Origin of the sequence: Mesorhizobium sp. B2-8-9, from assembly GCF_006439475.1 — a bacterium.
Classification (GTDB): domain Bacteria; phylum Pseudomonadota; class Alphaproteobacteria; order Rhizobiales; family Rhizobiaceae; genus Mesorhizobium.
In genome coordinates, this window is sequence record NZ_VFTQ01000013.1 from 43,326 (window position 1) to 68,198 (window position 24,873).

The following is a 24,873-nucleotide window of genomic DNA, read 5'->3' on the forward strand; positions in this document are numbered from 1 at the left end:
TGGTGCCGGCAATTTAAACTAGCGGTCGATCGCCCTCCAGCAAGGCAAACTGAGATGCAGCAATATGTCGGGCTGATCCATCAGGAAGGCGCCAGCGACTACGGCTTGTCATTTCCCGACTTTCCCGGGCTGATCACGGCCGGCGCCACTGTTGACGAGGCGCGCGAGCTCGCCGAGGAAGCCCTGGCCTTTCACGTCGCAGGGATGATCGAGGACGGCATAGCGGTTCTGCAACCTACGTTGCTCGAGCACATAGAGGCAGATCCGGACCATGGCACGCAAGCTTCCATATTGGTGCGCTTGAAGATCGCCTGAACGCGCGGCTGGTTGCCATCGCCCGCCAAACTTTCCCATTTGGCAACCATGGCGTTCAACCGGCAGGAAACCGTGATTCACTTCGTGAGCGGGCTCTGCCGCCGTTCCGCCGCAATGCGACCGCACTCGGGCTCTGTTCGCCCCAGCCTGTCAGTCACCCGGGGCTTCAGAGGAGTTCTAGTGATGATCATCAAGAAGGCTATTCTGGCGGTGCTGATGACCGCGGCTCTTGCCGGCTGCGAGACACAGACCGAAGGCCAGCAGCGGGCCACCACCGGCGCGTTGATCGGCGGCGCCGGCGGCGCGCTGGTTGGTCAGGCGATCGGCGGCAACACCAAAAGCACGGTGATTGGTGCGGCGAGCGGCGCGCTTCTCGGCGCCGTGGTCGGCTCAGCCTCCACACCGCAGCGCCGTGGCGAGCAGCTCTGCCGCTATCAGGACCGCTACGGGCGCATCTACACCGCGCCCTGCGACGACCGCTACTACAACGGCAATTATTGATCCTGTCGGGTCTTCCTTCTCCCCGTTAACGGACGTCGTTACGGGGAGAAGGTACCCTCCCGTTTCCGGGCCAGGGAGCCGGGGACGCATACCAGTAGCGTGCGCCGCAAAAGGTTCTTGTGCGACGCAGCAATCAATGCGTAGATTGATTTGGGCGACTTTGGCGGGTTCGGGATGACCGGAGATCGGTTTGAGACCGGAGACGACCCACTTCGACGCGCTTCACGGTTTGCGTGGCATCGCCGCTGTTCTGGTGATGCTTGGACATTTTCGCGAGCTGACGGCGCAGCACCTTGACCTAGCGCCGTCGGGTTTCCTCGCAGTCGACTTGTTCTTTCTGCTGAGCGGCTTCGTGATTGCCCACGCCTATGACGAGAAGTTCCGAAAAGGGATGTCTTTCCGGGAATTCGCGGAAGCCCGCATCGTCAGGCTCTACCCGTTATATTTCGCCGCCATAGGTATCGCCATGGCCGGCGTGGGCGTGTCCATCGCGATGCACGGGCTAGGCTCGTATTCGCGGCTGGATTTGCTTGCGAGCCTTGCCTTTTCCCTGCTTTTCCTGCCGACGCCGCCGACGCTTTCGATCGTTCCAAGCGTGCTTTTTCCGCTGAACGGTCCGGCTTGGTCGCTTTTCTACGAACTGGTCGCGAACGCTTTTTTCGCCGCGCTGGCCTTGAGGCTTACCGGCCGCTCGCTCATCGCTATTTCCGGCCTTGCTTTCCTGGCGCTGGCGGTAATGGCCTGGGACGGCATGATGATCGGCGGCGGCGCCCATTGGCACAGCACAATCGCTGGTCCCGTCCGGATCGCCTTTTCCTTCTTCCTCGGCGTTTATCTGCGGCGATACGCGATGGGGGAAAACCGGGACGGCAATCTCTACATGCCGTTTCTCCTGGCGCTTTGCGCCGGGCTGATGATCTTCCGTCCCGCCACAAATGCGCAGTTGTACGATCTGGCAATGATAGTGCTGGTCTGGCCTTGGCTTGTTCTGACGGCTTCCCGCTTGCGGCTCTCGGGCTTCTGGCGCGCAATCGCCCTGTTCGCCGGCAACATCTCCTACGCCATCTATGCGCTCCACACGCCGCTGACCTGGATGGTGAACGTCCTGGACGAATTCGCCACCGGAACGCCTTGGAACCAGCACGGCCTGCCATTCGTGGTGGGGACATCCATCCTCGTCATCGCGGTTTCGACATTCGCGCACTATGTCTACGACAAGAATGCCCGGACCCTGCTGCGGCATCTGCTTTCGCTGCGGCGCGCACGCGAAGAGGTGACGCAGTTCTAGCCGAAGGCCTGCCGGCATGGCTGGCGATCGGACCACCCGCTAGTCGGTGCTAATGCTACTCGGCGGGGCTCGGCTTCAGCACCGGCTTCCTCCGGGCGAACAAGCGCAAGACCGTGCGCCCGAGTTGCTGGCCAGGCATTTCGACCACCCTGTAGGTGACGAACGACAAAAGACAGACCACCGGCAGCACGATCGCCAGCACGATGGCGAAGCGCAGCGGCGCGTCCATCTCCTGGCCGTAGCGGGCAATGACGAATGCCGCGACCGGCTGCAGCACCAAAAGGTGGATGAGGTAGATGCTGTAGGACAGCTCGCCCAGAACATGAAAGACACCGCCGCCCAGCGCCACGGCGATCTTTCTCGACACCGTGCCCGCCACGCCCGGCAGCATCCGATAGAGGACAAGGGCAAAGAAGCCCAGCACGAGCGTTTCGCGTATCAGGAATTTCGAAAGCCCGTAGCCGTCGCCAAAGGGAATCGCAGCAAGCGCCATGGCCAGGGCGAGATGCAGCAGTGGCCTCGGTTGGCTTTGTGCCAGCACGCCCGCCAGCAGCATGCCGCAAAGAAACACCTGGATCTTCAGGGGCAGGAAGGATGGCATCGGGAAATGGATCGACAGCGATTTGAGGATCATCACAGCCAGGCCGCCGATCGCCGCCACGAGTATGGCGCTCCATATCCAGTCGAAGCGGCGCACCAAAAGCATCAGCGCCGGGAAGACTGCGTAGAACTGCATTTCCAGGCCAAGACTCCAGTCTGGCAGCGGCGTCCGGTAGGCGAGATTCGGAGAAAGGCCGAACAGGAATGTCAGGTGGGCGACGATGTTCTTCAGGCTGCCGTCGAGAAAGCGTTCGGGCGCCTGGGGCGAGCGCTGCAGGTAGGCATCGATGACCGTCCGTGACTCATAGAGATACGGCCCGAGCGCCAGCGCGAAGAGCAACATGACGTAGAACAGCGGCGCAATGCGAAAATAGCGCCGCGTCCAGAATTTGAGCCAGGTTTCAGGCCTTTGCCAAGGCTCCTTGTCCTGGCGCAGCTGATAGTGGAACACCATCAGGAAGCCGGACAGCATGATGAAGAGATCGACGCCCAGCGCAGGGTCGCCAAGCACCGGAATATGCCAGCCGGTCAACAGCAGGCAGTGACCGACCAGCACCCACAGCGCGGCGGCGGCGCGAAGGCCATCCAGGCATTCGATGCGCGATGACTCGGTCATGCTCTCTCCATGCTGCATTGCAGCATGGCGAGCGAGCCACGAATGTCAACCCGCGATGTGACCAGAACAAGCCGGCGGCAACGGCTGGGTTGGCGCTCTACAACAATCTCGTTGCGAGACGGGAATTGGCCGGACGCCCGCTCGGACGTTCGATGCTAAGGCCGAAGCGCTGCGGCTACACGCCGAGATAAGCCACTCGCTGCTGGATATCGTCCTGGATGCCGGACATATGGTGCATCAAAGCAAGCCGCAGGCGGTTCTAGCCATGATTGATAACATTGCGGCTCTCGCGAGCGTTGCCGACCCTGTCTTTGGAACCACTCGATGATGCGACAGCTCCAAGCGCGCACCGTCGGGTTTCGACCGGTGGCGGCTGCGAGCCCACAGGGGCGGCCGCCAAATAGGTAGTGAAGATATTTGTGTATTTTGTAATGACGTGCTCGCGACACCCAGAGTTGTGGCAGCGTGGGTTTTCGCTGCCACGAGATCAGTGTGGATTGCCGGCTTTTGGACGGTAGCAGCAGCACTGCTTTGCAAGGGGGTACTTCGGGCTGCTTATGGGCTGAGATCCCAAGGACCGCGCGTTGGCCAGCCGGGCGCACAGGCCGAGATAACACTTCTAACGACCTCCCTGGCGCTCGTCCCCATTGATCGTAAGATCAGCTCTGCGAGAGCTATTGCCAGTCCTCCAGGCCGCCTCGCGCTATGGCTGGAGAAGTGCGCCACCATATTGCGCCCAAAGGTGTTCGCAGTCCCATATCCTCAAGCTTGGCGCTCCTGGTTCCCCATATAAGACCATTGCACCGCGAACGTCGTATCCAAGCACCGAGGCATTGGCGACGAACTGGATGGCGCGCCCTAAGCTGATGGCGCCGATCCGGGCTTCAATTTTGCTGGTGAGGTCGATCACTCCGAAGATTTCCGCGTCCGTGCCTCTGCCGGCCAAAACAGCCATCGAGATCGCATCGTCCAGGGCAAGGAGCATCGCGTGAGTCCCCGTAAGCAGCGCTTGCTAACTTCGATAAGCGAAATTGGTTCCGCGTCCTGCATGAACCTGAGATCAACCTTCAGTTTCCGTCGCCTGGTGGATATCCGTTAGGGGGAGCGAGTGATCTGGCGCTATGAGTAAATGAACAGCGGGAGCGGCTGCGACACTCTGCCCGGTGGGCCAGAACGAGTCGGGGCCTAACAGTCAAGGACGCGACTCAGCGTTATCGCGGAGAACGCTTTTTACCCTTGTCCTTCGCCGGCTTAACTCCCCGGCTTGCGGCCAAGATTTGCTAGCCGGGTATCATTTGACGCCGGCGTCGGAAACGGTCCTGGACGCCGACAGGCTTGCTTACAACAACGTCCGAACACCATAAAAGGTGACCAGGTCTCGCGGGCTACGCCATCCTCGCTATGGGAATATTGTGAAGCATTTCAGGCTTCAAATGGGTGTATCGTTTCAACATCTTCCAGTCCTTGTGCCCGGTAACCAGTGCTACTTGTTCAATCGTGAAACCCGCCTCGAAAAGGCGGCTTGTGCCCTCATGACGCAAGTCATGGAAATGGAGGTCGTGGATGCTCAGGACAGCGCATCCCCGACGGAAGGCGGTCCCGACTGATTTGTGATTGAATGGGAAGATTCGATCATCGTCATTGCTTCGCTTTGCGCGCTGTTCCTCAACGATGGCCCATGCGTCGTACCCAGTTGCCGCGAATAGCGGTATGCGCTGATTATTGCCATTCTTGTTGCGCGGGTCTTTCCGGTCGCGGATGAGAAGCATCCGCGTGCGAGAATCGACGTCAGACCACCGCGCTTTGCAGATCTCCTCCTGCCGCATGGCCGTAGCGACGGCAAAACGTATGATGCGACCGACGGGCGCTATCTGCAAAGGGTTTGAATTGAAGTGGGCGATGAGCCTGTCGAGTTCATCCTGGGTAGGCCGCCTGTCGCGCTCACATCCCTTGCCGACAAGGCCGAGGCGCTTAAGTGCGATGCGCGCGAGATCCACGGGTTCGACCTTGACCGGTAGGCCATGGACGGCCGCAGCATGAGACAGGACAAGCTTTATAAAGCCGATGTCAATGCCGAGAGTCATCGGTCCAGCACCTTGCGCGGCCCGGTCACGACCAAAACGAATGAGCCGTTCGCGATCGAGCCCCGCGACATGGCACTTCCCCAGATCTCTTTTCAGCATCGCGAGGGCCGCAGCCTTGGAGCGGCGAGGGGACTTGCCTACATCGCACATGTCGTCGATATGAAGGTCAATGAGTTCGCCGAAAGTCTTCAGGCGCGCTATACGGGACTTGGTCGGCGTCTCACCGCGATCAACTTGGCGCTCGGTTTCGGTTGCCCAGCGCCGCGCGTCATCCCGGCGCAGGAATGTCTCGCTGGCGTAGCGACCTTTGCGACGGACCTGGACACGCCATGAACCGGACGAGAGCTTGGTGTAGGTGGCCATTTTTCGTGTGCGCTCCGTGTGCACTGAGAGATCGAAACCTGGCGAAAAGGGTCGTATTCTGGCGTAAATTCGTGTGCACTCGGCACCATCTAACGATTTGATGTTAAAGAAAAAATGCTGAAAAATCAAGAGCATAGGATAGCCGTTGCGCCCATGATGGACTGGACGGACCGGCATTGCCGGTTCTTCCACCGTCAGCTGACGCGCCGCGCGCTGCTTTACACCGAGATGGTGGTGGCGGATGCGGTCATACATGGCGCGCGCGAAAGACTGCTCGGTTTCGACAATGTCGAGCACCCGGTTGCGCTACAACTTGGCGGATCGGATCCCGCAAAGCTCGCCGAGGCAGCGCGGATCGGCGAAGCCTTCGGCTATGACGAGATCAACCTCAATGTCGGCTGTCCGTCCGATCGCGTCCAGTCGGGGACGTTCGGTGCCTGCCTGATGAAGACGCCGGTTCTGGTCGCCGAGTGCGTCGCGGCGATGAAGGCCGCGGTGAAAATCCCCGTCACGGTCAAATGCCGCATCGGCGTCGACGATCAAGACCCAGGGCCTGCGCTCGACACGCTCGCCGACGGCGTGCTCGCCGCCGGCGCCGATGCGCTCTGGGTGCACGCCCGCAAGGCTTGGCTGGAAGGGCTGAGCCCCAAGGAAAACCGCGAGATCCCGCCGCTCGATTACCCGCGCGTCTATCGGCTGAAGGCCAGAAAGCCGGACGAATTCATCGGCATCAACGGCGGCATCCAGTCGCTCGCGGAGGCGTCGGCGCATCTTTCCCATGTCGACGGCGTGATGCTCGGCCGCGCGGCCTATCATACGCCGGGGATCCTGACCGGCATCGATGCCGCCTTCTATGGCGAGGCGCCCGCCGCCTTCGATTATTCGGCGCTGATCGATGCCATGGCCGGCTATGCCGCGCGCCATGTCGAGCGGGGCGGGCGGCTCGGCCACATTACCCGCCATATGGTCGGACTGTTCCACGGCTTGCCCGGCGCGCGCCGCTTCCGGCAGATCCTCTCCACCGACGCGAACAAACCCGGCGCCGGGCCGGAGGTGCTGAAGACCGCGTTTTTGGCAATCGATTTCGCGGCGGCAGAAGCCGAGGCAGCCTGACTGTCGGCTGATGCGTGTCGCGCCGCATACTGCCGCGCGACACGCATCAGTCCCGCAGGATCATGCGGTCGCCGCGCACGTCGAAGCCCGACAATGAGCCGATGAAGTTCATGCCGAGCAGGCTTTGGTCAAGCATGCCGGGCGCGGCGACCATCACCGACATGTCCTTGCGCACGATGCCGCCGATCGCCACCTCGTCGGTCCTGACCGTCGCCGCGCGCGCCCTGCCGTTGGCCGTGGCGACATCCACGCTGTAGCTGAGCGCCGCCGGATTGAATCCAGCGGCTTGAGCATCTTCGGACGTCAGCACCGTGCTGGTCGCGCCGGTGTCGACCACCGCGCGCACCGGCGTGCCGTTGACCAGGATGCGGGCTTCGAAATGGCCGTTGTCGGCTTTGTCGAGCGTGACGGTCGGGCGGCCATTCTCCACGCCTAAAGCCAACGGACTGCCCGGGACAAAGCCGGCGGTGACGCGGCTCGCCACATCCTGCAACTCGTAGCGATACTGGTAGCCGGCGATCAGCACGAGCACGAATGCCGCCCAGACGCCCAGATTGCGCGCCATGTCGCCCAGCGGTCGGCCGGAGCGGAGCAGGCTCGCACCGATCACCATCACCAGGACGCCGACCCAGATAAGCCGGCCGAAATCATTGTTGTTCATGCCGAAAGTGCGGCCGGCCGAATTGTTGAGCATGAGCAGCACGACCCCGACCCCGATCACCGCCATGACGATCCAGAACAACCGGTTCATCGGTTTCTTCTCACAGAACGCCACGCTCGCGCGCCATGCGGGTACGCCGGGTTTCGCGGCGCGGCCGCCGCTCGACCGTTTCGATCCGCGCGGGCAGTTCGGCCATCACCGCCCGGCGCGTTTCAGGGGTCATCGCGAGCCAGGCGGAAATCTCGTCGCGTGTGCGGCCGCAACCAAAGCAGAAGCCGGTTTTCATATCGATCGAACAGACCAGGATGCAGGGAGATTCGATGGCGGTCATGCTGTTCTCTTGGCTTTATTCCACATGGTGCAACCGCCGGAGCAATGCAAGCCCTCCGCATTGCGCCGCAAGGCGACGCGTTCGCGGCATCGCCAGGCAGTTGTGCCGGATGGAGAAGGCGGCTATGCCGCCTGCGACTTCCGCAACGAACTGCGACTGACATAATGCCTGCTAAGCCTTTCGACGATTTCCGAAACCTTCTGGCGGCCCTGCCGCCGGCCGACGATGCGGCGAGCGCCCGCGTCCGGGCGCTTTTCGCCAAAGCCGAAAAGCCGAAGGAATCGCTCGGCCGCGTCGAGGACATCGCGGCCTGGATTGCTGCCTGGAGCGGGCGCGCGCCGCCGGCGATCAATCGGCCCCTGGTGGCGATCTTCGCCGGCAATCACGGCGCCGTCAGGCACGGCATCTCGCCGCGGCCGGTGGCGGCGACCGCAAATGAAGTCGAACTCTGCGCCGCCGGCGGGGCCGCGATCAACCAGGTCTGCATCGCCAACGATCTCGGCCTGAAAGTCTTCGACCTCGCCTTGGATATCCCCACAGGCGACATCACCGAGGAGGCCGCGCTCGATGAACGCGGCTGCGCCGCAACCATGGCCTTCGGCATGGAAGCGGTCGCCGGTGGCGCCGACCTCCTTTGCCTGGGCGATCTCGGGGTCGGCAATTCCACGATCGCCGCCACGCTTTGCGCCGCCCTGTTCGGCGGCGAAGGAGCCGACTGGGTCGGGTCGGGTTCAGGCGCCGATGCGGCGATGATCGCACGCAAGGCCGAGGTCGTCGATCGGGCGCTGGCATTCCATGGCCCGGGTCTGGGAGATCCGCTCGAGGTTTTGCGCAGGGTCGGGGGGCGCGAATTCGCGGCCATCTGCGGCGCCATTCTCGCGGCGCGCATGGAGAGGATTCCCGTCCTGCTCGACGGATTCGCGGCAACAGCGGCGGCCGCCGTCCTTTATGCCGCCAATCCAGGCTCGCTCGATCATTGCCTGCTTGCCGGCCTAACGCCGGAGCCAGGCCACGCCAAGGCCACCGAAAGGCTCGGATTGCGGCCGCTGCTCGATTTCGGGATCAGCCATGGCGAAGGGGTAGGGGCTGCTCTCGCCGCCGGTATCGTCAAGGCCGCGGCACTGACCAGCTCGGGCATGGCGCTGGCTGTGCGGCTTTAGCGCCCGGCGAATCAGCGGCGTCCGCGCGCGGCGACCGTCTTGGTCGGCAAGGCCGGCAATTCCTCCATCACCCGGCTCAACGGGAAGATGGCGATCGCCTCGGTGCCTTCGCGCAGCTTGGAATGAAGCTCGAACTCGCCGCCATGCATGGCAAGCAGCCCCTGCACGATCGGCAGCCCGAGGCCGGTTCCCTGCTCGGCGCTCTTGATGGCGATCGAGCCCTGGCCGAAGGCGGAAAGCACCACCGGGATTTCTTCTTCCGGTATGCCCGGGCCGTTGTCCTTGACCGAAATGTACTGGCCGCCGCCGGCAGTCCAGCCGACACGCACGCGCACTTCGCCGCCTGACGGGGTGAACTTGATCGAATTGGACAGGAGGTTGAGCGTGATCTGCCTGACGGCACGCTCGTCGGCGAAGAGGCGCGGCAGGGTCTCCTCGAACTCCTGAATGATACGGATGTCCTTGTTGCGGGCGCGCAGCTCCATCATATGGCAGCAGTCCTCGACGATGGTCACCAGCACGACCGGCTCCTCGTTGAGCTGGTAGCGGCCGGCCTCGATGCGCGACAGGTCGAGGATCTCGTTGATCAGGTCGAGCAGGTGCTGGCCGGACTCGTGCACGTCATGGGCATAGTCGCGGTAGGTCGGATTGTTCATCGGCCCCAGCACTTCATTGGCCATCACTTCGGAGAAGCCAAGGATGGCGTTGAGCGGCGTCCTGAGCTCGTGGCTCATCGAGGCGAGGAAACGCGATTTCGCCAGATTGGCGTCCTCGGCCCGCCGCCTCGCTTCGTCCGACATCGATTTCGCCGTCTCCAGCTCGGCGATCAGCGCGTCCTTCTCCGAGCGGAAGGACAGCACCATCAACGAAGCCTGGTTGAGATGACGCGCGACGTAACCGAAGAAGGGAAGCGCCGCGATGAGCAAGGCCGCCATCGTGGCTTCGATCGGCGTCCACAGGCGCATGACGGTGTAGACATAAACGGCAACGGGAATGGCAAAGGTCGCGAACAGCGCGCCGCCAAGCGAGGAGGCCATCACGGCGGTCGTCGCCATTGCGATCAGCAGCACCATGGCCTTGGCCACATGGAACTGGTCGATCTGGCATGTGGCGCAGCCGAACCAGGCGAACCATGCCCACCCAAGGCCGCAGAGGAAATGGCCGATCAGGAAGTCGCGACGTGTCTGCACCGGGTCGAGTTCGGCCGCCTCGGTCCGCTCCACGCGACGCGCCATGAAAGCGACGATCGTGTAGCAAAGCAGCGTCGACAGGGCCCAGATGGCGATCTGGCTGTCCAGGCCCGCCAGCCGGCCGATGGCTGCCACGGCGAGCACGAGCAAGGGGATCGCGACCGCGCTGACCACCATGGCGCGCGCATGCAGCTTCAGCAGTTCACGGTCGAAATCGAGGCTGCCCGCCTGCTGCGAAAGGCGGTCGCGCGTCTTGCGCACCGCGCGCGCCACATCGCTGTTGCGGTGCGGTTTACGGCGGTCCACAATAAACTTATCCGCTGTGTTCGAGCGTTGCAAAGGCATACAGACTTCAATTTCTGCGCGCAGCGACTTCCGGTTCGTTAAGCTACGTTCGAATGATTAAGAGACTGTTTGCCATATGAGCCGTTTCGGGCCGCGAGGACCGCGCCGACGCTATGTGGCGAGCCCGCCGCGCAGCCACTGGCGCAAGCTGCTGGACTACGGACTTGCCATTCTTCTGCTTGGTTTGCTCATCCTGGTGGCGGCACGCCTCGACCGCTTCGAGAGGCGCCAGGAGCAAGGCACGGCGATCGTCAATGACGGCGATTCGATCACAATCGGGGCCGAGCGCATCCGCATGCGAGGCATCGATGCTCCGGAGTATCAGCAGACCTGCCAAAAGGCCGGCGCCGACTATCCCTGCGGCAAGCTGGCGCGGCAGTCGCTGGTGCGCCTGATCGCCGGCAGGCCTGTTGTCTGCAGCGGCTGGCGGCGCGATCGCTACGGCCGCCTGCTCGGCGATTGCAAGGCAGGCGATACCGACCTAAACCAGGCCCAGGTGCAGGCCGGATGGGCGGTTGCCTTCGGCGATTTCGAGACCGAGGAAGCAGCGGCGAGAGCGGCCAAGGCCGGCATGTGGGCAGGCACCTTCGCGGAGCCGCAGGACTGGCGCGACAGCCATCATGGTGCGCCGGTCGAGCGAAAGCACGGCGTGCTGGCCTCGTTCGGCGATGCGTTGCGCGAATTTGTTCGCTTCTGGTGATGGGCTGACCAGCGCCTTATAATCCGGTGGAGAAGCTGGAGGATGGAATGAAGCTGTTCGATGGCGGCCGCGCCCCCAATCCCCGGCGCGTGCGCGTCTTCCTCGCCGAGAAGGGGCTGACGGTGCCGCTGGTGCCTGTCGACATGGGCGCGCTGGAGCATCGCGGCGGGCAGGTGGCTGAGCGCAATCCGCTTCGGCGCCTGCCGGTGCTTGAGCTCGACGACGGCACCATCATAACCGAATCGATCGCCATCTGCCGCTATTTCGAGGAGTTGCATCCCGAACCCGCGCTGTTCGGCAAGGGCGCGCTCGGCAAGGCCGTGGTCGAGATGTGGCAAAGACGTATGGAACTGAACCTGATGAGCAGCGTCGCCGCCGCTTTCCGGCACATCCATCCGGCGATGAAGGAATGGGAAGTGCCGCAAATTCCGGAATGGGGCGAGGCCAACAAACCGAAGGCGATCGAATTCCTGCACCTGCTCGACGACGAACTGGCGGATCGCGAATTCGCCGCCGGCGATGTCTATTCGGTCGCCGACATCACCGGCATGATCGCCATCGACTTCATGAAACCAGCGCGTATCAAGGTGCCGGAAGAGTGCACGAACGTACTGCGCTGGTATGCGGCACTTGCAAGCCGGCCAAGCGCGGCAGCCTGAGCGACAGAAATTGGATAATCTGCCCGATACGAGACAAGCGCTGCAGCGCCTCACCGAAAGGGTGCGGGCCTGCCGCATCTGCGTCGACCAGCCGCTTGGCCGGCCTTTGCCGCATGCGCCGCGGCCGGTGCTGCAGCCGTCCTCCACAGCGCGGGTCCTGCTTGCCGGCCAGGCGCCGGGGACAAAAGTGCATGCGTCGGGCATGCCCTTCACCGATGCCTCGGGAGACCGGCTGCGAAACTGGCTCGGTGTCAGCAGCGATGAGTTCTACGACGCTGAAAAATTCGCTATCGTGCCGATGGGCTTTTGTTTTCCTGGACAGGACGCCAAGGGCAGCGACCTGCCGCCGCGTCGCGAATGCGCGCCGGCCTGGCGCTCGGACCTGATGGCGCTGATGCCGCAGATCGACCTGGTGCTGACCATCGGCGGCTATGCGCAGGCATGGCATATGGGCACGGCACGGCTGCCGTCGCTGACCGAGACGGTCAGGAACTGGCGCGCCATATGGGATGGACCGGCCATGCCGAAAGTGCTGCCGCTGCCGCATCCGTCCTGGCGAAACACCGGCTGGCTGAAGAAGAATCCCTGGTTTGAAATGGATTTGCTGCCCTTTCTCAGGTCGGAAATCCGCTATCGTATTGATTAGCCATTCTGCAAGAAATCACTCGCATTTGCCGCCATCGGCAGAATTTCTTTCTTGTGAAAGGCTCCGGTAAAAGGGATTATAGCCAAACTATTCCCCTGGAGCCTCCCATGGATCGCCTCGATAGAAAAATTCTCCGCCTCTTGCAGGAGGACGCGACGCTCGCGGTCGCCGATGTCGCCAAGAAAGTCGGCTTGTCGACGACGCCATGCTGGCGGCGCATCCAGAAGCTCGAGGAGGAAGGCGTCATCAAGCGTCGCGTCGCCATCCTCGATCATGAGAAGGTCAATGTGCGCGTTACCGTCTTCGTGTCGATCCGCACCAATTCGCACAGCCATGAATGGCTGCGGCGCTTCTCCGAGGTCATCCAGGAATTCCCGGAAGTGGTCGAGTTCTACCGCATGAGCGGCGACGTCGATTACTTGCTGCGCGTGGTGGTGCCCGACATCGCCGCTTACGATGCCTTCTACAAGCGGCTGATTGCCAAGATCGAGATCCGTGACGTCTCGTCGTCCTTCGCCATGGAGCAGATCAAGTACACGACGGAAATTCCGCTCGATTACATGGTGCTGGACAAGGAATCGGGCGCGAACGCGGCGTGACGCTGGTTGCGCCGATCGACCCTAATTCTTCTTTTTGTTCAGAAAATTCCACGGCGAGTTGACCGGCAGGGTGACCGTGTCCGGCACGCTGTCGACGCTCGCCACCTCGGCCTTTCGCACCGTGTAGCCCGACTGGACTATCGAGACGCCGTCGAGGATGAACAACTGGCTTTTCTCCATGCCGGGCTTCAGCACGCCGGTGACTGCGACCGGCTCGTAGGCCTCTTTCATCTTGTAGGGATGCGCCGGCGTCACCAGCACGATCTGATTGGGCGGCGGCGTCGGCATGTGGCTGCAGGCGCCCGTCCACGGCACCAGCAAGAACTGGTAGACGAGGTCGCCGTCACGATCGACCGGCAATGCATATCCGGCTAATTGTATCGTCTTGTCCTGCAGATTGAGCGACAAGGTCTCGCCATGGTCAGGCAGTTTTGCCGCGATCATCGGCAGGTTCGCGTCTTCGGCTATCGCTTGCGTCGCGGGGCGCAGATCCTTCCAGACAATATGCGCGACATCAGCCGCGGCATCGGCTCCAGTGGCTGCGAGGAGGAGCGCAGCCGCCAGCGCCGCGCATGACTTGAAACGCTTGCTCATGATCGCTCCATCCTCCGCCAGTCCATTTGCTGAATCGAGTAAAAGCGTCGTGACCGGTCCGGGCTCACCGACCCAGCCGCATTACATGCCGTCGCGTACCGGCGGTGCCGGTCTCATGGAAGCCCCTTGTAGTAAACATGTCGCGAAATCCCATGAAGCGGTAGCTCGGGGCGGCCTCGTCGACGGGATAGGCCTCGATTGTATGTGCGCCTTTGCTGAAGGCATGGTCGATCGCAGCGTCAAGCAAAGCGGAGGCCAGCCCGCCGCCGCGCAGGGCCCTGGGCACATAGAAGCAGACGATCGACCAGATGCCGGTTTCGGTGTCGTCCTGCTGCTTTGAAAGTTTCCGGTAGGTCTCGCGTGGCGCGACCGAGCACCAGCCGACCGGCCTGCCGTCCATCTCGGCGATGATGCCGACCGGGGTGCCTTTGTCGATGAGCGCCATCATCATGCGCTTCTTCTCATCGTTCTGAATGTGTTCGCGGGTGGAATGGCGCCAGGCCATGCACCAGCAATATTTCGGTGCGCCGGGCTGCTCGAACAGGTTTTCGAAGTCGGCAAGTGTCTCTGGCGTCACCCCGACGAACCGAATCCCGGCAAGGTCATGCTTTTGCGGCTGCGAGCCTTTCGAGCTGTCTGGCATCCGTCAGTTCCTTCACCGCATCCTTGCCGATCCAGCGCGCCGTCTTGTCCGGCGATGCCGCTAATCTTTCCGCCAGCGCAAGGGCAGGGGCGTGCAGGCTCATCGACCGTTTGCCGATTTGCCGCAGCGCCCAATTGACCGCCTTGCGGACGAAATTGCGCGGATCGCCGGCATGCTTCTCGATCAGTGGCAGATAGGCCAGGAAGGTCGCGTCCGGCTCTTTTTTGAGATGCACCGCGCTCCAGGCCAACATGGCAAAGGCGGTGCGGCGAACGAATTCGCGTTCGTCTCCAGCGAACTCGTCGATCAATTCGCGCCAGAACGGTGTTTCGGCAAACAGGTCCGCAACGGTGTCGACGATCTCCCAGCTGTCGAAATCCGCGGCCCAGCGCCGGCATTGATCGATATCGACCTTCTTCGGCTCGCCGGTGAAGGCGGCCATCAGCCGCGCTTCGCGGATGCCGCTGTTCCAGAGCTGCAGCGACCGCTCGTGGTTCCTCTTCAGCTTGCGCGCCAGCAGCCGCAATTGTGAATTGCCGACGCCGAGCGCGCTGGCGGTGTTGATGCCGAAGCGCGCCATGCCCGCCCGATTGTCCTCGGTGCCGACCGAACGCAAATGAGCGACGATGTCGTCGGCGCTCCAGCTCGGATCGGGCAGAGGCATCGTCGCCTATCTTTCCAGGCGCGCCAGCAGCGATGACGTGTCCCAGCGCTTGCCACCCATGTCCTGCACATCCTTGTAGAACTGGTCGACCAGGGCGGTCACCGGCAGCTTGGCGCCGTTGCGGTTGGCCTCCGCCAGGCAGATGCCGAGATCCTTGCGCATCCAGTCGACGGCGAAGCCGAAATCATATTTGCCGGCATTCATCGTCTTGTGGCGGTTGTCCATCTGCCAGGAGCCGGCCGCCCCCTTGGAGATCACCTCAACGACCTTTTCGATGTCGAGGCCAGCCTTCTTGCCGAAATGGATGCCCTCAGCCAGACCCTGGACGAGGCCCGCGATGCAGATCTGGTTGATCATCTTGGTCAGCTGGCCTGCGCCAGCCGATCCCATCAGGCCGACCATGCGGGCGTAGGCGTCAATGACGGGCCTGGCCTTGTCGAAGGCAGCCTCGTCGCCGCCGACCATGACGGTCAGCACGCCGTTCTCGGCGCCGGCCTGGCCGCCTGACACCGGCGCGTCGAGGAAGGAGAAGCCCGCCTTGCGCGCGGCGTCGTCAAGCTCGCGCGCGACCTCGGCAGACGCGGTGGTGTTGTCGATGAAGACCGCGCCCTTCTTCATCGCGGCAAAGGCGCCGTTGGCACCTGTGGTGACCGAGCGTAGATCATCATCATTGCCGACGCAGGAGAAGACGAAGTCCTTGCCCGCAGCTGCATCGGCCGGCGTCAGCGCCAGTTTGCCGCCATGCTGGGCAACCCACTGCTCGGCCCTTGCCTTGGTGCGGTTGTAGACGGTGACGTCATGGCCGCCTTTGTTCCTGAGGTGCCCGGCCATCGGATAGCCCATGACGCCAAGACCGAGAAATGCAACCGATGCCATAGACCTGCCTTCCAACAAAACACAGTTTCCAGTGGCGGAAGGTCTAGGCCATGCGAAAAATTCGTCAAGGCACGCAGCGCTGCATCGACTGGTGCAGGCGGCCGGGCCGCAATCTATCGATGCAGATGGACGGTGATGCGGCGCTCGATCCATTCGACGCCGTGGCGCAGGATCTCGACCATCACCAGATAGACGATCGCCACCCAGATATAGGCCTGGATGTCGAAGGATTTCGCGTAGGCGAGCTTGGCGTTGCCCATCAGGTCGTAGACGGTGATGATGGCGACGATCGCGGAGGCCTTGATCATCAGGATGAGCTCGTTGCCATAGGGCCTGAGCGCGACAATGATCGCCTGGGGCATGATCACCTTGCGCAGCGTCTGCAATCTGTGCAGTCCGAGTGAGGCCGCACCTTCCCATTGGCCGCGCGCCACGCTTTCGATGGCGCCGCGCAGGATCTCGGCCTGATAGGCGGCGGTGTTGAGCGAGAAGGCAAAGACGCCGCAATAGAAGGCCTCGCGGAAGAACCACCACAGCCCGACCGTCTCAAGCTCAGGCCGGAACGAGCCGATGCCGTAATAGACCAGGTAGGTCTGCACGAGCAGCGGCGTGCCGCGGAAGAAGTAGACGTAGCAATAGGCAAGCGCGGACAAGATCGGGTTCTTCGACATGCGGCCATAGGCGACCGGCAGCGACAGGAGCGCGCCAACGACCATCGAAATGCTCACCAGCGATAGGGTGGTCCCCAGGCCCTGAAGATAGGCGGGAGCATATCTGGCGAAGAATTCGGCGTTCCAGGCATAGACCAGATAGGCGACGATGCCGGCGCCGAACAGCACCCAGATGCCGACCAGCGCGTAGCCGAGGATGCGGACCCGCGGCCAGCCGCGCGCTGGCGGCGGCGGCTTGTCGATGGCGATAGCCTGGCTGACGCTCATCGCGCTTCCCTCCGTCCGAGATAGCGCAGGATATAGCTCGTGGCGATCGACGACAGGACGGCCAGCGCCAGGAAGATCAGCGCCGCGACGCTGTAAAAGAGGAAGGAATGCTTGGTGACGCGCGCCGCCACGCCGGACTGGCGCAGGGTCTCCGCGAGATTGACGACCGAAACCAGCGAGGTGTCCTTGAGCAGGCTCAGCCAACAATTTTCGAGACCCGGAAAAGCGATGCGTATCAGCTGCGGCAGGATCACCAGCCGCATTGTCTGCCATTTCGACAGGCCAATGGCGTAGCCACCCTCATATTGGCCTTTCGGAATGGCGCGGAACGCGGAGAGGAAGACCTCGCTGGCGTAAGAGGAGAAGATCAGCGCCAGCACGATCATGCCAGCGATGAAGCTGTTGACGTCGATAGTTGCGTCCGGATTGAACAGCCGGACGAGATATTGCAGCAGAAGCGGCATGCCGAAGAAGAACAGGAACAGCGTCACCAGTTCCGGCAGGCCGCGAAAGACCGTGGTGTAGATGTTGCCGGCAAGGCGCAGCGACGGCTCTTCATGCTGCTTGGCAAAGGCGACGAAAAAGCCGATCACTAGGCCGATCGGCAGTGTGGCGAGCGCCAGCGCGATGGTGACCAGAACGCCAGAGGCAATGTCGTCACTCCAGCCCTCCGGTCCCCAGCTGAGAAGTGTCCAAATGCTTTGGGCCGGCATTGACGGGTCGTGTCTCCGTGGCGATCCCGGAAGGATTTAAGGGCGGCGAGGGATGCCTCACCGCCCTTGGCTTATCGATCAGGACTCGGCGCCATAGACGTCGAACTTGAAGTATTTGTCGTTGATTTCCTTGTACTTTCCGTTCTTTCGGATGGTGTCGATCGCTTCATTCAGCTTGTTGACCAGATCGGTCTCGCCCTTGCGCACGGCGATGCCGGCGCCCGGTCCGAAGATTTCGACCGGCTGCGGCGAGGGCTGGCCGAGGATCTTGCAGCAGGCGCCGTCCGGCGAATCCAGCCACTGCTGCAACACAACGATGTCATCCTCGATCGCATCGAGACGGCCATTGGCGAGGTCAGCCTGTTCCTCGGGGCTGCTCGGATAGCCCTTGATGGTGCTGTCCGTGTAGGTCTTCGAAGCATAGTTGTAATGCGTGGTGGTGGTGGCGACGCCGATGGTCTTGCCGGCGAGGTCTTCCTTGGTCACGCCTTTGAGTGGTGAATCCTTCGGCACGGCGATGGCCGAGGGGGTGTTGTAGTATTTGTGGGTGAAGTCGACCTTTTCCTGGCGCTCGGGCGTGATCGACATCGAGGCGACGATGGCGTCGAACTTGCCGGCCTGAAGCGCGGGGATGATGCCGTCCCAATCCTGCGCGACGAAGGTGCACTTCACCTTCATCTCGTCGCAGAGCGCCTTGGCGATATCGATGTCGAAGCCGACCAGCTGGCCGTCCGAGGTCAGGTTGTTGAAGGGCGGGTATGCGCCTTCGGTGCCGATCCTGAGGGTCTTTTCCTGAGCCTGGGCGACGCCGAGTGTCAGCAGCGCGGCCGAAGCGGCGAGCGCGATACGCAGTGCAATACGCATGATAATCCTCTCATATTGTCATGGCCGCTGTCCCGTGCGGCTCTTGTGGTCGGTCGTTTCCCGACCGCCCGCTGGGCCGGATACTCCCACTCTTTGCGAGAAAAAAGCAACTGCAAATCAACGGCAAACGACAATCAGGACGTGCCGCTGCGTTACTTGGTCTGAGCCACGAGACCTGTGCTGCGCTCGATGAAGTCGGCTATCGATTTCGTGTCGTCGAGGTCGAAAACCGGCAGGTCTTCGCCTTCGACCGTGAAGTCGGCGGCGACCGCGACAATGTTGGGATCGTTGGCCGAAAGCGGCGTCCGATCCTTAGCTTCAAGCCGCCTTGCCTCGATCTTCTTATGCGCCTCGCGCTTGTAGCCTTCGACCAGAACGATGTCCGCGGGCGACAGCCGCGCCAGGATTTCGTCCAGCGTCGGCTCGTTTTCCTCGCGCAATTCGTGCATCAGAGCCCAACGCCGGCCGGAGACGATGGCGACTTCCGTCGCGCCCGCCTGGCGGTGGCGGAAGGAGTCGGCGCCCGGCTTGTCGATGTCGAAGGCATGGTGCGCGTGCTTCACCGTCGACACCGTCCAGCCGCGCGCCACCAGCTCTGTGACCAGCTTTTCCGTCAGGGTCGTCTTGCCGGAGTTCTTCCAGCCGGTGATGCCGAATACGCGTCTCATGGCCCGAGGCTTTGCAACAGACGCTCCGCCGCCGCAAGGTCGTCCGGTGTGTTGATGTTGAAGAACGGATCGATCTTTTGGCCGCGAGCCTCGATCATGGGGAACTCAACCTCGACATGGCCGTGCCGCTCCATAAACGCGGAAACCCGTCGGTTGTCCTCGTCGACCAGGAAATGACGCAAGGCGTCGCGCTGGCCGAGCGGCCAGAGCGCGAAGGTCGGGTGCCATCTGCCGTCCGAACTGGCGACGGCGATCGTGCCGGGCCGATCGGGCGCTGCCAGCACCAGGCGCTCGACGAGGTTGTCGGGAAAGAACGGCGTGTCACCGGCGGCGCTCACCAGCCACCGGCAGTTTGTTTGCGTTGCCGCCCATTCGAGGCCGGTGAGAATGCCTGCGAGCGGGCCGGCATGGCCCGGCATCGTATCTTGGATCACCGGCAGGCCCATGCCGGCAAATCGCGCCGGATCGCCGTTCGCGTTGAGCCCCAGTGTGGCGACCTGCGGCCTCAGTCGCGTGGCGACATGGTCGATCAGCCTGGCTTTGCCCAATGAAAGGAGCGGCTTGTCGCCGCCGCCCATCCGGCGCGACTGGCCTCCGGCCAGAATGATCCCCGCAACACTTCGGTCCATTGCGCCTATATGCCGTCCGGTGCCATGTCGGGTCCAGTGCTTTCGGCGGCAGGTTGCTGTCGGCCGACGACGCGCTCGCGGTAGAGCGCATAGAGGCCCGAGCCGATGATGATGGCGGCGCCGACGGTCATCGGCGCATCCGGGATATCGCCGAAAATGACGAGGCCGAGCAGGATCGACCACAATAGCGCGGTGTAGCGGAACGGGGCGATGAAGGAGATGTCGCCCGAGCGCATCGCCATGATGATGAACTGATAGCCGATCAGCACCAGCACCGCCGCCAAGGCCAGCAGTGTGGTCGCCCGGCCGCTCATCGGCGTCCAGCCGCCCATCGGCGACAAAAGCAGCGCGCCCAGCACCGTCATGGCAAGCGCGGTCGCCGTCGACACCAGCATGGTCGGGATCGCTTCGGGGATCCGCTTGGTGGCGAGATCGCGCACCGCGCAGCAGGCGACGCTGGTCAATGCCAGCAGCGAGTAGACGCTGAAGCCCTCGAAGCCCGGCCGCACGATGATCAGCACGCCGGTGAAGCCGATGGCAATGGCAAGCCAGCGCCGCCAGCCGACGCCTTCGCCGAAGAACAGCGCCGCGCCCATGGTCACCGCCAGCGGCAGCGCCTGCAGCACGGCCGAGACGTTGGCGATCGGCAAATGCGCAAGCGCGATCAGAAACGATACCGTGGCGCCGGCTTCGCCCGCAACGCGCGTCGCCACCATCGGCTGCAGCATGGCCGCCGGATTGGCAAGCGCGCCGCGCCGCCAGGCGAGCAGGCCGACGAACAAGGACGCGAAGGCGCCGCGCACCAGCATGACCTGCGCCATGTTCATCGATTCCGACGAGAATTTGGTGATCGCGTCGTTCAAGGTGAAGCCGACCATGGCCACGATCATGAACAGCGCGCCGCGCAGATTTGGCGAGAGAGGCAAGGGCGTTTCCGGATTCTATTTTAATTCAGCCGTCTAGCAGGCAGCCGGAAAACAGCAACGGCAAAGAAATGGGCCACGAATTTCTGCGTGGCCCATGAGATCGATTTGCCGAGCTTTGGAACGCTTACTTCGGCGTCAGCACCTCGGTGCCGTTGCCGTTCTGGCCGGCGATGGTCCACAGCCCGTGCAGGGAGCCGTCCTTCTCGATCTTGTAGACGACGAGACCGATCTCCTTACCCATCGCGTAGCCGGCGGAAAATGCATTGTCGTTACGCATGCAGATGCCGTCCGAGGTCGAGCCGCCGGTTTCCCAGTGGATGGTGCAGGTCGTGTCGCTGGTCAGCGTGATGGTTGCCTCGCCGTCATATTTCGAGCCGTCGAAATTGGTGCCGGCGACGGTGTAGGTGCCGCCGATCGACTGAGCCGCGGCCGATACGGAAGCAACCCCAAGCATTGCTAGTGAAAGCATGAATGTGCGCATGTGCACTCCCCCTAGAGCGATAATCGCGCGCGAAGGCTAGGCTGGAAAAGGCCGGCGGTAAATCGGCCGGAAGGCGACGCAAGCGCTTTATTTTCAGTGCGGCCAGGCTGACCTCAAGGGCCGCGCAGGGTCTTGGCGATGGAGCCGGCCAAAGGGTCGTATTTTGCCTTGAGCGCGGCAGGGTATTCGATCCAGACGGTGCGAATGACGTCGTCCGTTCCGAACAGGCGCCGTTCGTAAAAAATGTTGCCGTCCTTGGTGCCGGAGAGCACCGCCCAATTCTTGCCGGTCTTGCTGTAGGTGATCTTGTAACCCGGTTCGGTGCTGGCTTTCTCCTGGACGACGAAACCTTGCGGCGTGTCGTTGTCGATGTTGTAGATGCCGGAACAGGTCAGGTGGCGCCGTCGGCGCTAAGCCATTGCTGTCCGTCGCCATTTTCCGGCTCGGGCATCGGCTTGTTGAAGATGTCGTCGGGAAAAGTGCAGGACTGGCCGAACCGCGCATTCACATAGGTGAAGGGCTTGGCCATCGCGGTCGCCGGCATGATTGTCGACAGGGACAAGATCGCCGCTACCGACGACCAACCGATGCGCTGCGGACGTTTCATGATCCCCCCTTTGGTCGATGACCGAAGGTGATCCTGCACCAAATCGGGAAAAAATCAGCCGCCGGTGACGCTCATATGCCGAGATACCGATGGGCGGCTGGTGCGGCGGTCGATGACGAAATCATGGCCCTTGGGCTTGCGGCCGATGGCTTCGTCGATCGCCTCGCCGAGCAGCTCGTTGCCTTCGGTGGCGCGCAACGGCGCCCTGAGGTCGGCGGCGTCCTCCTGGCCAAGGCACATATAGAGCGTGCCGGTGCAGGTCAGCCGCACGCGGTTGCAGCTTTCGCAGAAATTATGCGTCATCGGCGTGATGAAGCCGAGCCGGCCGCCGGTCTCCGTGACATGGACATAGCGGGCCGGGCCGCCGGTCTTGTAAGGAATATCGGAGAGCGTGAACTGGCGCTCCAGCGAGGCGCGCAGCAGCGACAGCGGCAGATACTGGTCGGTGCGGTCGGCCTCGATCTCGCCCATCGGCATCGTCTCGATGAGGGTGAGATCTATGCCGCGGCCATGCGCCCAGCGCATCAGCTCGGGGATTTCGGCGTCGTTGAAGTCGCGCAGCGCAACCGCATTGAGCTTGATCTTCAACCCGGCCTTCTGTGCGGCATCGATGCCCTCCATCACCTTGCCGAGATTGCCCCAGCGGGTGATCTGGTGGAATTTCTCGGCATCGAGCGTGTCGAGCGAGACGTTGATGCGCTTGACGCCGCAATCGGCGAGCTCAGCGGCGAAGCGCGACAGCTGCGAGCCGTTGGTGGTCAGCGTCAGCTCTTCCAGGGCGCCGCTCTCCAGATGCCGCGACAGCTGGCGCACCAGATGCATGATGTTCTTGCGAACCAGCGGCTCGCCGCCGGTCAGCCTGAGCTTCCTAACGCCCTTTTCGATGAAAACGGTGCAGAGCCGGTCAAGCTCCTCGAGCGACAACAGATCCTTCTTGGGCAAGAAGGTCATGTCCTCGGCCATGCAATAGGTACAGCGAAAATCGCAGCGGTCGGTGACCGACACGCGCAGATAGCTGATGGTGCGACCGAAGGGGTCGATCATGTCCATTTGCAAACGTTTCCCATGGCCTGAGCGGCACCGTTATATACAGCTATGTGATACGATCCAATGCCGCATTCAAGATAGACGGTCTTGATCTTTGGTAACATTCCCCGGCCGACATCGCGTGTCGGCTGGCTAAAAGTCTTTGTCGGATGCATGTCGTTTGTCTCAGAACCGCTGCCCACTTCTGGGCGACATGCATTGGCACCGGTCTTTCCGGATCGCGTGAAGCGGCGTAGGAAAGGGCGCAACCCAGAGCATGATGCTGAAAAGTGTGAAGCGGTTTTTCGGACGACATCATGTTCTATCTCTTTGACTTAGAGACGGATTCAGATTTCAGGTCGAACAGACCTGAAATAATCCGGCTCTAGACAGGACAGTCATGACCGCGCCAAAGGAACTCAGGGTCTCGAAGGACCGCAAGCTGCTGACGGTGACCTTTCCGGGCCATCAACCGTTCGAATTGCCTGCGGAGTTTTTGCGCGTGGCTTCGCCGTCGGCGGAAGTGCAGGGCCATTCGCCTGAGCAGCGCGTGACGGTGCCCGGCAAGCGCAATGTCGCGATCCTCAAGATCGAGCCGGTTGGCAATTATGCGGTGCGCATCACCTTCGACGATTTCCACGACACCGGCATCTTCACCTGGAACTATCTGCATACGCTTGGCCACGAAAAGGACGAGCGCTGGAACGCCTATCTTACCGAGTTGGCCGAGAAGGGACTGAGCCGGGATCGCTAGCCCGGCGCGTGGCAATCCAATGTCGGCTGTCGTCAAGACGTCATGGACATGGAGTAGCGCCGGCAAAAGGTCAGGAGGCGAAAAAAGTGTCGCGCATCACATCCGTCGAACAGCTCGAGGTCCTCTACGGCCTGCCGGGCGAGGCTTCGGTCGTCAAGGAACTCGACCATGTGATTCCCGAATATGCCGCCTTCATCAAGGCCTCGCCCTTCGTGGCGCTGGCGACGAGCGGGCCCGAGGGCCTCGACTGCTCCCCGCGCGGCGATCTCGCCGGCTTCGTGCGCACTGTTGATGACAAGACTCTGATGATGCCCGACAGGCGCGGCAACAATCGCGCCGATTCGCTGAAGAACATCATTCGCGATCCGCGCGTCGGGCTGCTCTTTCTGGTGCCGGGCTCGGGCACCACGCTGCGCATCAACGGCCGCGCTCACATCACGACCGATGCCGGGCTTTGCGCATGTTTCACGGTCGACGGCAAGCCGGCCCGCTCGGTCACTGTCATCGATGTCGATACGGTCTATTTCCAATGCGCCCGCGCCATCGTGCGTTCCGAGCTCTGGAACCCGGCCAGGCATGTTGATCCGAAATCGCTGCCGACACCCGGCAGGATTCTCGAGATCACCAGCCGCAAGAACATCGACGGCCAGAAGTACGACGAGGAATGGCCGGAAAGAGCGAAGAAGACGATGTGGTGACAGGTGCGCCGATATTTCGGTGAGGCCGGCCTGCAAATGGCGGGTCCCTGCGCTTCCGGTGCTCACGTACTTTAGGTACGCTCCGCTCCGGTTCTCGGAATCCCGCCATTTTCGATTCGGCCTGACCGAAATCTCAGCACACCTGAGGTAGTCGCATCAAACCCGCGCTCAGGCTTCCTTCAGCACGTCGGCGATCTTGCGCATCTGCTCGCCGATCATGTCGCACTGCTCCGGCGTCGACTGGCTCATCGCCTTCTCGATCAGCGCCATGTGAACCTTCAGGGCCTTCATCAGCAGGGCCTCGCCCGCCTCGGTGAGGTTCAGCCGCAGCACCCGCTTGTCCTTCTCGTCGCCTTCGCGACGCAGCAACCCGCGGGCCTCGAGCTGCGGCAACAGCATGGTGATATTGGAGCGGCCGACGAGCAGCTTGCGGGCAAGGTCGTGCTGCGACATGCCGGGGTGGCGGTAGAGGTTCATCAGCACGTCGAGCTGCGCCGGCTTAAGGTCGAGCGGGCCGAGCTTAACCGCCAGCGTGCGCTCCAGCACATGGCAGGCGCGCGCCACCGCAACCCAGTTGCGAAAGCGAGGGTTGTCCCAGGGTAGCTCTTGCTTAATGTTCAT

Annotated in this window: 32 protein-coding genes; 11 read left to right on the top strand and 21 right to left on the bottom strand. The window is 62.4% G+C overall.

Features of this window, described 5'->3' with window-relative positions:
• The first annotated feature begins 54 nt into the window (after positions 1 to 54).
• The 3 genes from FJ423_RS16900 to FJ423_RS16910 all read left to right on the top strand — a co-directional run bounded on the left by FJ423_RS16900 (position 55) and on the right by FJ423_RS16910 (position 2,104).
• A complete protein-coding gene (locus FJ423_RS16900; RefSeq protein ID WP_140843260.1) occupies positions 55 to 315 on the top strand; it encodes a type II toxin-antitoxin system HicB family antitoxin in 261 nt (86 codons plus the stop codon).
• A 183-nt stretch (positions 316 to 498) separates the two neighbouring features.
• Positions 499 to 816 carry a YMGG-like glycine zipper-containing protein gene (locus FJ423_RS16905; protein WP_140843262.1) on the top strand — a complete coding sequence of 106 codons (318 nt, stop codon included), beginning with the start codon at positions 499 to 501 and terminating at the stop codon, positions 814 to 816.
• A 190-nt stretch (positions 817 to 1,006) separates the two neighbouring features.
• Complete coding sequence (locus FJ423_RS16910; protein ID WP_140843264.1) at positions 1,007 to 2,104, top strand: acyltransferase; 1,098 nt, start codon at positions 1,007 to 1,009, stop codon at positions 2,102 to 2,104.
• Positions 2,105 to 2,159: 55 nt separating this feature from the next.
• Here FJ423_RS16910 and FJ423_RS16915 read toward each other — a convergent pair whose 3' ends face one another.
• The 3 genes from FJ423_RS16915 to FJ423_RS16925 all read right to left on the bottom strand — a co-directional run bounded on the left by FJ423_RS16915 (position 2,160) and on the right by FJ423_RS16925 (position 5,767).
• Positions 2,160 to 3,320 carry an acyltransferase gene (locus FJ423_RS16915; protein ID WP_140843266.1) on the bottom strand — a complete coding sequence of 387 codons (1,161 nt, stop codon included), beginning with the start codon at positions 3,318 to 3,320 and terminating at the stop codon, positions 2,160 to 2,162.
• A 703-nt stretch (positions 3,321 to 4,023) separates the two neighbouring features.
• Positions 4,024 to 4,305, bottom strand: a complete 282-nt coding sequence (locus FJ423_RS16920; protein ID WP_140843268.1) for a hypothetical protein — start codon at positions 4,303 to 4,305, stop codon at positions 4,024 to 4,026.
• Between the two features lie 400 nt (positions 4,306 to 4,705).
• Entirely contained in the window at positions 4,706 to 5,767 is a 1,062-nt protein-coding gene (locus tag FJ423_RS16925; protein ID WP_140843270.1) for a site-specific integrase, read from the bottom strand.
• A 114-nt stretch (positions 5,768 to 5,881) separates the two neighbouring features.
• Between FJ423_RS16925 and dusA the strand changes: the two genes are divergently transcribed.
• Entirely contained in the window at positions 5,882 to 6,880 is a 999-nt protein-coding gene (gene dusA, locus FJ423_RS16930; RefSeq protein ID WP_140843272.1) for a tRNA dihydrouridine(20/20a) synthase DusA, read from the top strand.
• Between the two features lie 46 nt (positions 6,881 to 6,926).
• Here dusA and FJ423_RS16935 read toward each other — a convergent pair whose 3' ends face one another.
• Positions 6,927 to 7,631, bottom strand: a complete 705-nt coding sequence (locus tag FJ423_RS16935) for a TIGR02281 family clan AA aspartic protease (protein ID WP_095765387.1) — start codon at positions 7,629 to 7,631, stop codon at positions 6,927 to 6,929.
• 10 nt (positions 7,632 to 7,641) lie between these two features.
• The gene (locus tag FJ423_RS16940) at positions 7,642 to 7,872 is read right to left on the bottom strand and encodes a DUF1289 domain-containing protein (RefSeq protein WP_140843274.1); all 231 of its coding nucleotides are present in this window, start codon (positions 7,870 to 7,872) and stop codon (positions 7,642 to 7,644) included.
• Positions 7,873 to 8,033: 161 nt separating this feature from the next.
• On the opposite strand from FJ423_RS16940, the gene FJ423_RS16945 reads away from it, so the two are divergent.
• Positions 8,034 to 9,032: a nicotinate-nucleotide--dimethylbenzimidazole phosphoribosyltransferase gene (locus tag FJ423_RS16945; protein WP_140843456.1), complete on the top strand. Its 999-nt coding sequence runs from the start codon at positions 8,034 to 8,036 to the stop codon at positions 9,030 to 9,032.
• 11 nt (positions 9,033 to 9,043) lie between these two features.
• Here FJ423_RS16945 and FJ423_RS16950 read toward each other — a convergent pair whose 3' ends face one another.
• Positions 9,044 to 10,567, bottom strand: a complete 1,524-nt coding sequence (locus FJ423_RS16950; protein WP_095765389.1) for a HAMP domain-containing sensor histidine kinase — start codon at positions 10,565 to 10,567, stop codon at positions 9,044 to 9,046.
• A gap of 76 nt (positions 10,568 to 10,643) precedes the next feature.
• Here FJ423_RS16950 and FJ423_RS16955 point away from each other — a divergent pair, with 76 nt between their 5' ends.
• The 4 genes from FJ423_RS16955 (at position 10,644) to FJ423_RS16970 (ending at position 13,171) form a co-directional block, all read left to right on the top strand.
• A complete protein-coding gene (locus FJ423_RS16955; protein WP_140843276.1) occupies positions 10,644 to 11,267 on the top strand; it encodes a thermonuclease family protein in 624 nt (207 codons plus the stop codon).
• Between the two features lie 47 nt (positions 11,268 to 11,314).
• The gene (locus FJ423_RS16960) at positions 11,315 to 11,926 is read left to right on the top strand and encodes a glutathione S-transferase (protein WP_140843278.1); all 612 of its coding nucleotides are present in this window, start codon (positions 11,315 to 11,317) and stop codon (positions 11,924 to 11,926) included.
• Between the two features lie 10 nt (positions 11,927 to 11,936).
• Complete coding sequence (locus tag FJ423_RS16965) at positions 11,937 to 12,572, top strand: uracil-DNA glycosylase family protein (protein ID WP_224547763.1); 636 nt, start codon at positions 11,937 to 11,939, stop codon at positions 12,570 to 12,572.
• Positions 12,573 to 12,679: 107 nt separating this feature from the next.
• Positions 12,680 to 13,171: an Lrp/AsnC family transcriptional regulator gene (locus FJ423_RS16970; RefSeq protein ID WP_006205209.1), complete on the top strand. Its 492-nt coding sequence runs from the start codon at positions 12,680 to 12,682 to the stop codon at positions 13,169 to 13,171.
• A gap of 21 nt (positions 13,172 to 13,192) precedes the next feature.
• Here the strand turns inward: FJ423_RS16970 and FJ423_RS16975 are convergent, their stop codons facing one another.
• The 14 genes from FJ423_RS16975 to moaA form a co-directional block, all read right to left on the bottom strand.
• Positions 13,193 to 13,765, bottom strand: coding sequence for a DUF3299 domain-containing protein (locus FJ423_RS16975; protein ID WP_140843282.1), 573 nt, complete (start codon positions 13,763 to 13,765; stop codon positions 13,193 to 13,195).
• A gap of 64 nt (positions 13,766 to 13,829) precedes the next feature.
• Positions 13,830 to 14,408: a GNAT family N-acetyltransferase gene (locus FJ423_RS16980; protein ID WP_140843284.1), complete on the bottom strand. Its 579-nt coding sequence runs from the start codon at positions 14,406 to 14,408 to the stop codon at positions 13,830 to 13,832.
• Complete coding sequence (locus tag FJ423_RS16985) at positions 14,368 to 15,072, bottom strand: DNA alkylation repair protein (RefSeq protein WP_140843286.1); 705 nt, start codon at positions 15,070 to 15,072, stop codon at positions 14,368 to 14,370. Before FJ423_RS16985 ends, FJ423_RS16980 begins: the two co-directional genes overlap by 41 nt.
• A 6-nt stretch (positions 15,073 to 15,078) precedes the next feature.
• Positions 15,079 to 15,948, bottom strand: a complete 870-nt coding sequence (locus tag FJ423_RS16990; RefSeq protein ID WP_140843288.1) for an NAD(P)-dependent oxidoreductase — start codon at positions 15,946 to 15,948, stop codon at positions 15,079 to 15,081.
• 113 nt (positions 15,949 to 16,061) lie between these two features.
• A complete protein-coding gene (locus FJ423_RS16995) occupies positions 16,062 to 16,886 on the bottom strand; it encodes an ABC transporter permease (protein ID WP_140843290.1) in 825 nt (274 codons plus the stop codon).
• Positions 16,883 to 17,599 carry an ABC transporter permease gene (locus tag FJ423_RS17000; RefSeq protein ID WP_140843292.1) on the bottom strand — a complete coding sequence of 239 codons (717 nt, stop codon included), beginning with the start codon at positions 17,597 to 17,599 and terminating at the stop codon, positions 16,883 to 16,885. The genes FJ423_RS16995 and FJ423_RS17000 overlap by 4 nt, the downstream gene beginning before the upstream one ends.
• A gap of 78 nt (positions 17,600 to 17,677) precedes the next feature.
• Positions 17,678 to 18,463: an ABC transporter substrate-binding protein gene (locus FJ423_RS17005; protein WP_095765397.1), complete on the bottom strand. Its 786-nt coding sequence runs from the start codon at positions 18,461 to 18,463 to the stop codon at positions 17,678 to 17,680.
• A 152-nt stretch (positions 18,464 to 18,615) separates the two neighbouring features.
• Entirely contained in the window at positions 18,616 to 19,131 is a 516-nt protein-coding gene (gene mobB, locus FJ423_RS17010; protein ID WP_140843294.1) for a molybdopterin-guanine dinucleotide biosynthesis protein B, read from the bottom strand.
• Entirely contained in the window at positions 19,128 to 19,760 is a 633-nt protein-coding gene (mobA, locus tag FJ423_RS17015; protein ID WP_140843296.1) for a molybdenum cofactor guanylyltransferase MobA, read from the bottom strand. The genes mobB and mobA overlap by 4 nt, the downstream gene beginning before the upstream one ends.
• 5 nt (positions 19,761 to 19,765) lie before the next feature.
• Positions 19,766 to 20,686 carry a DMT family transporter gene (locus FJ423_RS17020; RefSeq protein WP_140843298.1) on the bottom strand — a complete coding sequence of 307 codons (921 nt, stop codon included), beginning with the start codon at positions 20,684 to 20,686 and terminating at the stop codon, positions 19,766 to 19,768.
• A gap of 124 nt (positions 20,687 to 20,810) precedes the next feature.
• Positions 20,811 to 21,167, bottom strand: coding sequence for a hypothetical protein (locus tag FJ423_RS17025; RefSeq protein ID WP_140628062.1), 357 nt, complete (start codon positions 21,165 to 21,167; stop codon positions 20,811 to 20,813).
• Positions 21,168 to 21,280: 113 nt separating this feature from the next.
• Positions 21,281 to 21,439 (bottom strand): hypothetical protein, encoded by a 159-nt coding sequence (locus tag FJ423_RS34205; protein ID WP_246680188.1) that lies wholly within the window; start codon positions 21,437 to 21,439, stop codon positions 21,281 to 21,283.
• Between the two features lie 119 nt (positions 21,440 to 21,558).
• Positions 21,559 to 21,774, bottom strand: coding sequence for a hypothetical protein (locus FJ423_RS34210; protein ID WP_246680189.1), 216 nt, complete (start codon positions 21,772 to 21,774; stop codon positions 21,559 to 21,561).
• 54 nt (positions 21,775 to 21,828) lie between these two features.
• On the bottom strand, positions 21,829 to 22,824 hold the full coding sequence (gene moaA / locus FJ423_RS17035; RefSeq protein ID WP_140843299.1) for a GTP 3',8-cyclase MoaA: 996 nt from the start codon (positions 22,822 to 22,824) through the stop codon (positions 21,829 to 21,831).
• A 376-nt stretch (positions 22,825 to 23,200) separates the two neighbouring features.
• Between moaA and FJ423_RS17040 the strand changes: the two genes are divergently transcribed.
• Together FJ423_RS17040 and FJ423_RS17045 are read left to right on the top strand one after the other, a co-directional pair.
• Positions 23,201 to 23,554: a DUF971 domain-containing protein gene (locus FJ423_RS17040; RefSeq protein ID WP_095765404.1), complete on the top strand. Its 354-nt coding sequence runs from the start codon at positions 23,201 to 23,203 to the stop codon at positions 23,552 to 23,554.
• An 86-nt stretch (positions 23,555 to 23,640) separates the two neighbouring features.
• A complete protein-coding gene (locus FJ423_RS17045) occupies positions 23,641 to 24,252 on the top strand; it encodes a pyridoxamine 5'-phosphate oxidase family protein (RefSeq protein ID WP_140843301.1) in 612 nt (203 codons plus the stop codon).
• A gap of 168 nt (positions 24,253 to 24,420) precedes the next feature.
• Here the strand turns inward: FJ423_RS17045 and FJ423_RS17050 are convergent, their stop codons facing one another.
• Positions 24,421 to 24,873 (bottom strand): MarR family transcriptional regulator, encoded by a 453-nt coding sequence (locus tag FJ423_RS17050; protein ID WP_095765406.1) that lies wholly within the window; start codon positions 24,871 to 24,873, stop codon positions 24,421 to 24,423.

What these genes read in the sequence shown, in the direction of transcription:
- FJ423_RS16925 (WP_140843270.1), bottom strand. Translation starts at nt 5,767, where the DNA reads ATGGCCACCTACACCAAGCTCTCGTCCGGTTCATGGCGTGTCCAGGTC.
- FJ423_RS16955 (WP_140843276.1), top strand. Translation starts at nt 10,644, where the DNA reads ATGAGCCGTTTCGGGCCGCGAGGACCGCGCCGACGCTATGTGGCGAGC.
- FJ423_RS16985 (WP_140843286.1), bottom strand. Translation starts at nt 15,072, where the DNA reads ATGCCTCTGCCCGATCCGAGCTGGAGCGCCGACGACATCGTCGCTCAT.
- FJ423_RS16975 (WP_140843282.1), bottom strand. Translation starts at nt 13,765, where the DNA reads ATGAGCAAGCGTTTCAAGTCATGCGCGGCGCTGGCGGCTGCGCTCCTC.
- FJ423_RS16990 (WP_140843288.1), bottom strand. Translation starts at nt 15,948, where the DNA reads ATGGCATCGGTTGCATTTCTCGGTCTTGGCGTCATGGGCTATCCGATG.
- FJ423_RS16900 (WP_140843260.1), top strand. Translation starts at nt 55, where the DNA reads ATGCAGCAATATGTCGGGCTGATCCATCAGGAAGGCGCCAGCGACTAC.
- FJ423_RS16935 (WP_095765387.1), bottom strand. Translation starts at nt 7,631, where the DNA reads ATGAACCGGTTGTTCTGGATCGTCATGGCGGTGATCGGGGTCGGGGTC.
- FJ423_RS16970 (WP_006205209.1), top strand. Translation starts at nt 12,680, where the DNA reads ATGGATCGCCTCGATAGAAAAATTCTCCGCCTCTTGCAGGAGGACGCG.
- FJ423_RS16960 (WP_140843278.1), top strand. Translation starts at nt 11,315, where the DNA reads ATGAAGCTGTTCGATGGCGGCCGCGCCCCCAATCCCCGGCGCGTGCGC.
- FJ423_RS16920 (WP_140843268.1), bottom strand. Translation starts at nt 4,305, where the DNA reads ATGCTCCTTGCCCTGGACGATGCGATCTCGATGGCTGTTTTGGCCGGC.
- FJ423_RS34210 (WP_246680189.1), bottom strand. Translation starts at nt 21,774, where the DNA reads ATGAAACGTCCGCAGCGCATCGGTTGGTCGTCGGTAGCGGCGATCTTG.
- FJ423_RS16995 (WP_140843290.1), bottom strand. Translation starts at nt 16,886, where the DNA reads ATGAGCGTCAGCCAGGCTATCGCCATCGACAAGCCGCCGCCGCCAGCG.
- FJ423_RS16950 (WP_095765389.1), bottom strand. Translation starts at nt 10,567, where the DNA reads ATGCCTTTGCAACGCTCGAACACAGCGGATAAGTTTATTGTGGACCGC.
- FJ423_RS16905 (WP_140843262.1), top strand. Translation starts at nt 499, where the DNA reads ATGATCATCAAGAAGGCTATTCTGGCGGTGCTGATGACCGCGGCTCTT.
- FJ423_RS17040 (WP_095765404.1), top strand. Translation starts at nt 23,201, where the DNA reads ATGACCGCGCCAAAGGAACTCAGGGTCTCGAAGGACCGCAAGCTGCTG.
- FJ423_RS16980 (WP_140843284.1), bottom strand. Translation starts at nt 14,408, where the DNA reads ATGCCAGACAGCTCGAAAGGCTCGCAGCCGCAAAAGCATGACCTTGCC.
- mobB (WP_140843294.1), bottom strand. Translation starts at nt 19,131, where the DNA reads ATGAGACGCGTATTCGGCATCACCGGCTGGAAGAACTCCGGCAAGACG.
- moaA (WP_140843299.1), bottom strand. Translation starts at nt 22,824, where the DNA reads ATGGACATGATCGACCCCTTCGGTCGCACCATCAGCTATCTGCGCGTG.
- FJ423_RS17050 (WP_095765406.1), bottom strand. Translation starts at nt 24,873, where the DNA reads ATGAACATTAAGCAAGAGCTACCCTGGGACAACCCTCGCTTTCGCAAC.
- dusA (WP_140843272.1), top strand. Translation starts at nt 5,882, where the DNA reads ATGCTGAAAAATCAAGAGCATAGGATAGCCGTTGCGCCCATGATGGAC.
- FJ423_RS17025 (WP_140628062.1), bottom strand. Translation starts at nt 21,167, where the DNA reads ATGCGCACATTCATGCTTTCACTAGCAATGCTTGGGGTTGCTTCCGTA.
- mobA (WP_140843296.1), bottom strand. Translation starts at nt 19,760, where the DNA reads ATGGACCGAAGTGTTGCGGGGATCATTCTGGCCGGAGGCCAGTCGCGC.
- FJ423_RS17005 (WP_095765397.1), bottom strand. Translation starts at nt 18,463, where the DNA reads ATGCGTATTGCACTGCGTATCGCGCTCGCCGCTTCGGCCGCGCTGCTG.
- FJ423_RS16940 (WP_140843274.1), bottom strand. Translation starts at nt 7,872, where the DNA reads ATGACCGCCATCGAATCTCCCTGCATCCTGGTCTGTTCGATCGATATG.
- FJ423_RS16915 (WP_140843266.1), bottom strand. Translation starts at nt 3,320, where the DNA reads ATGACCGAGTCATCGCGCATCGAATGCCTGGATGGCCTTCGCGCCGCC.
- FJ423_RS17000 (WP_140843292.1), bottom strand. Translation starts at nt 17,599, where the DNA reads ATGCCGGCCCAAAGCATTTGGACACTTCTCAGCTGGGGACCGGAGGGC.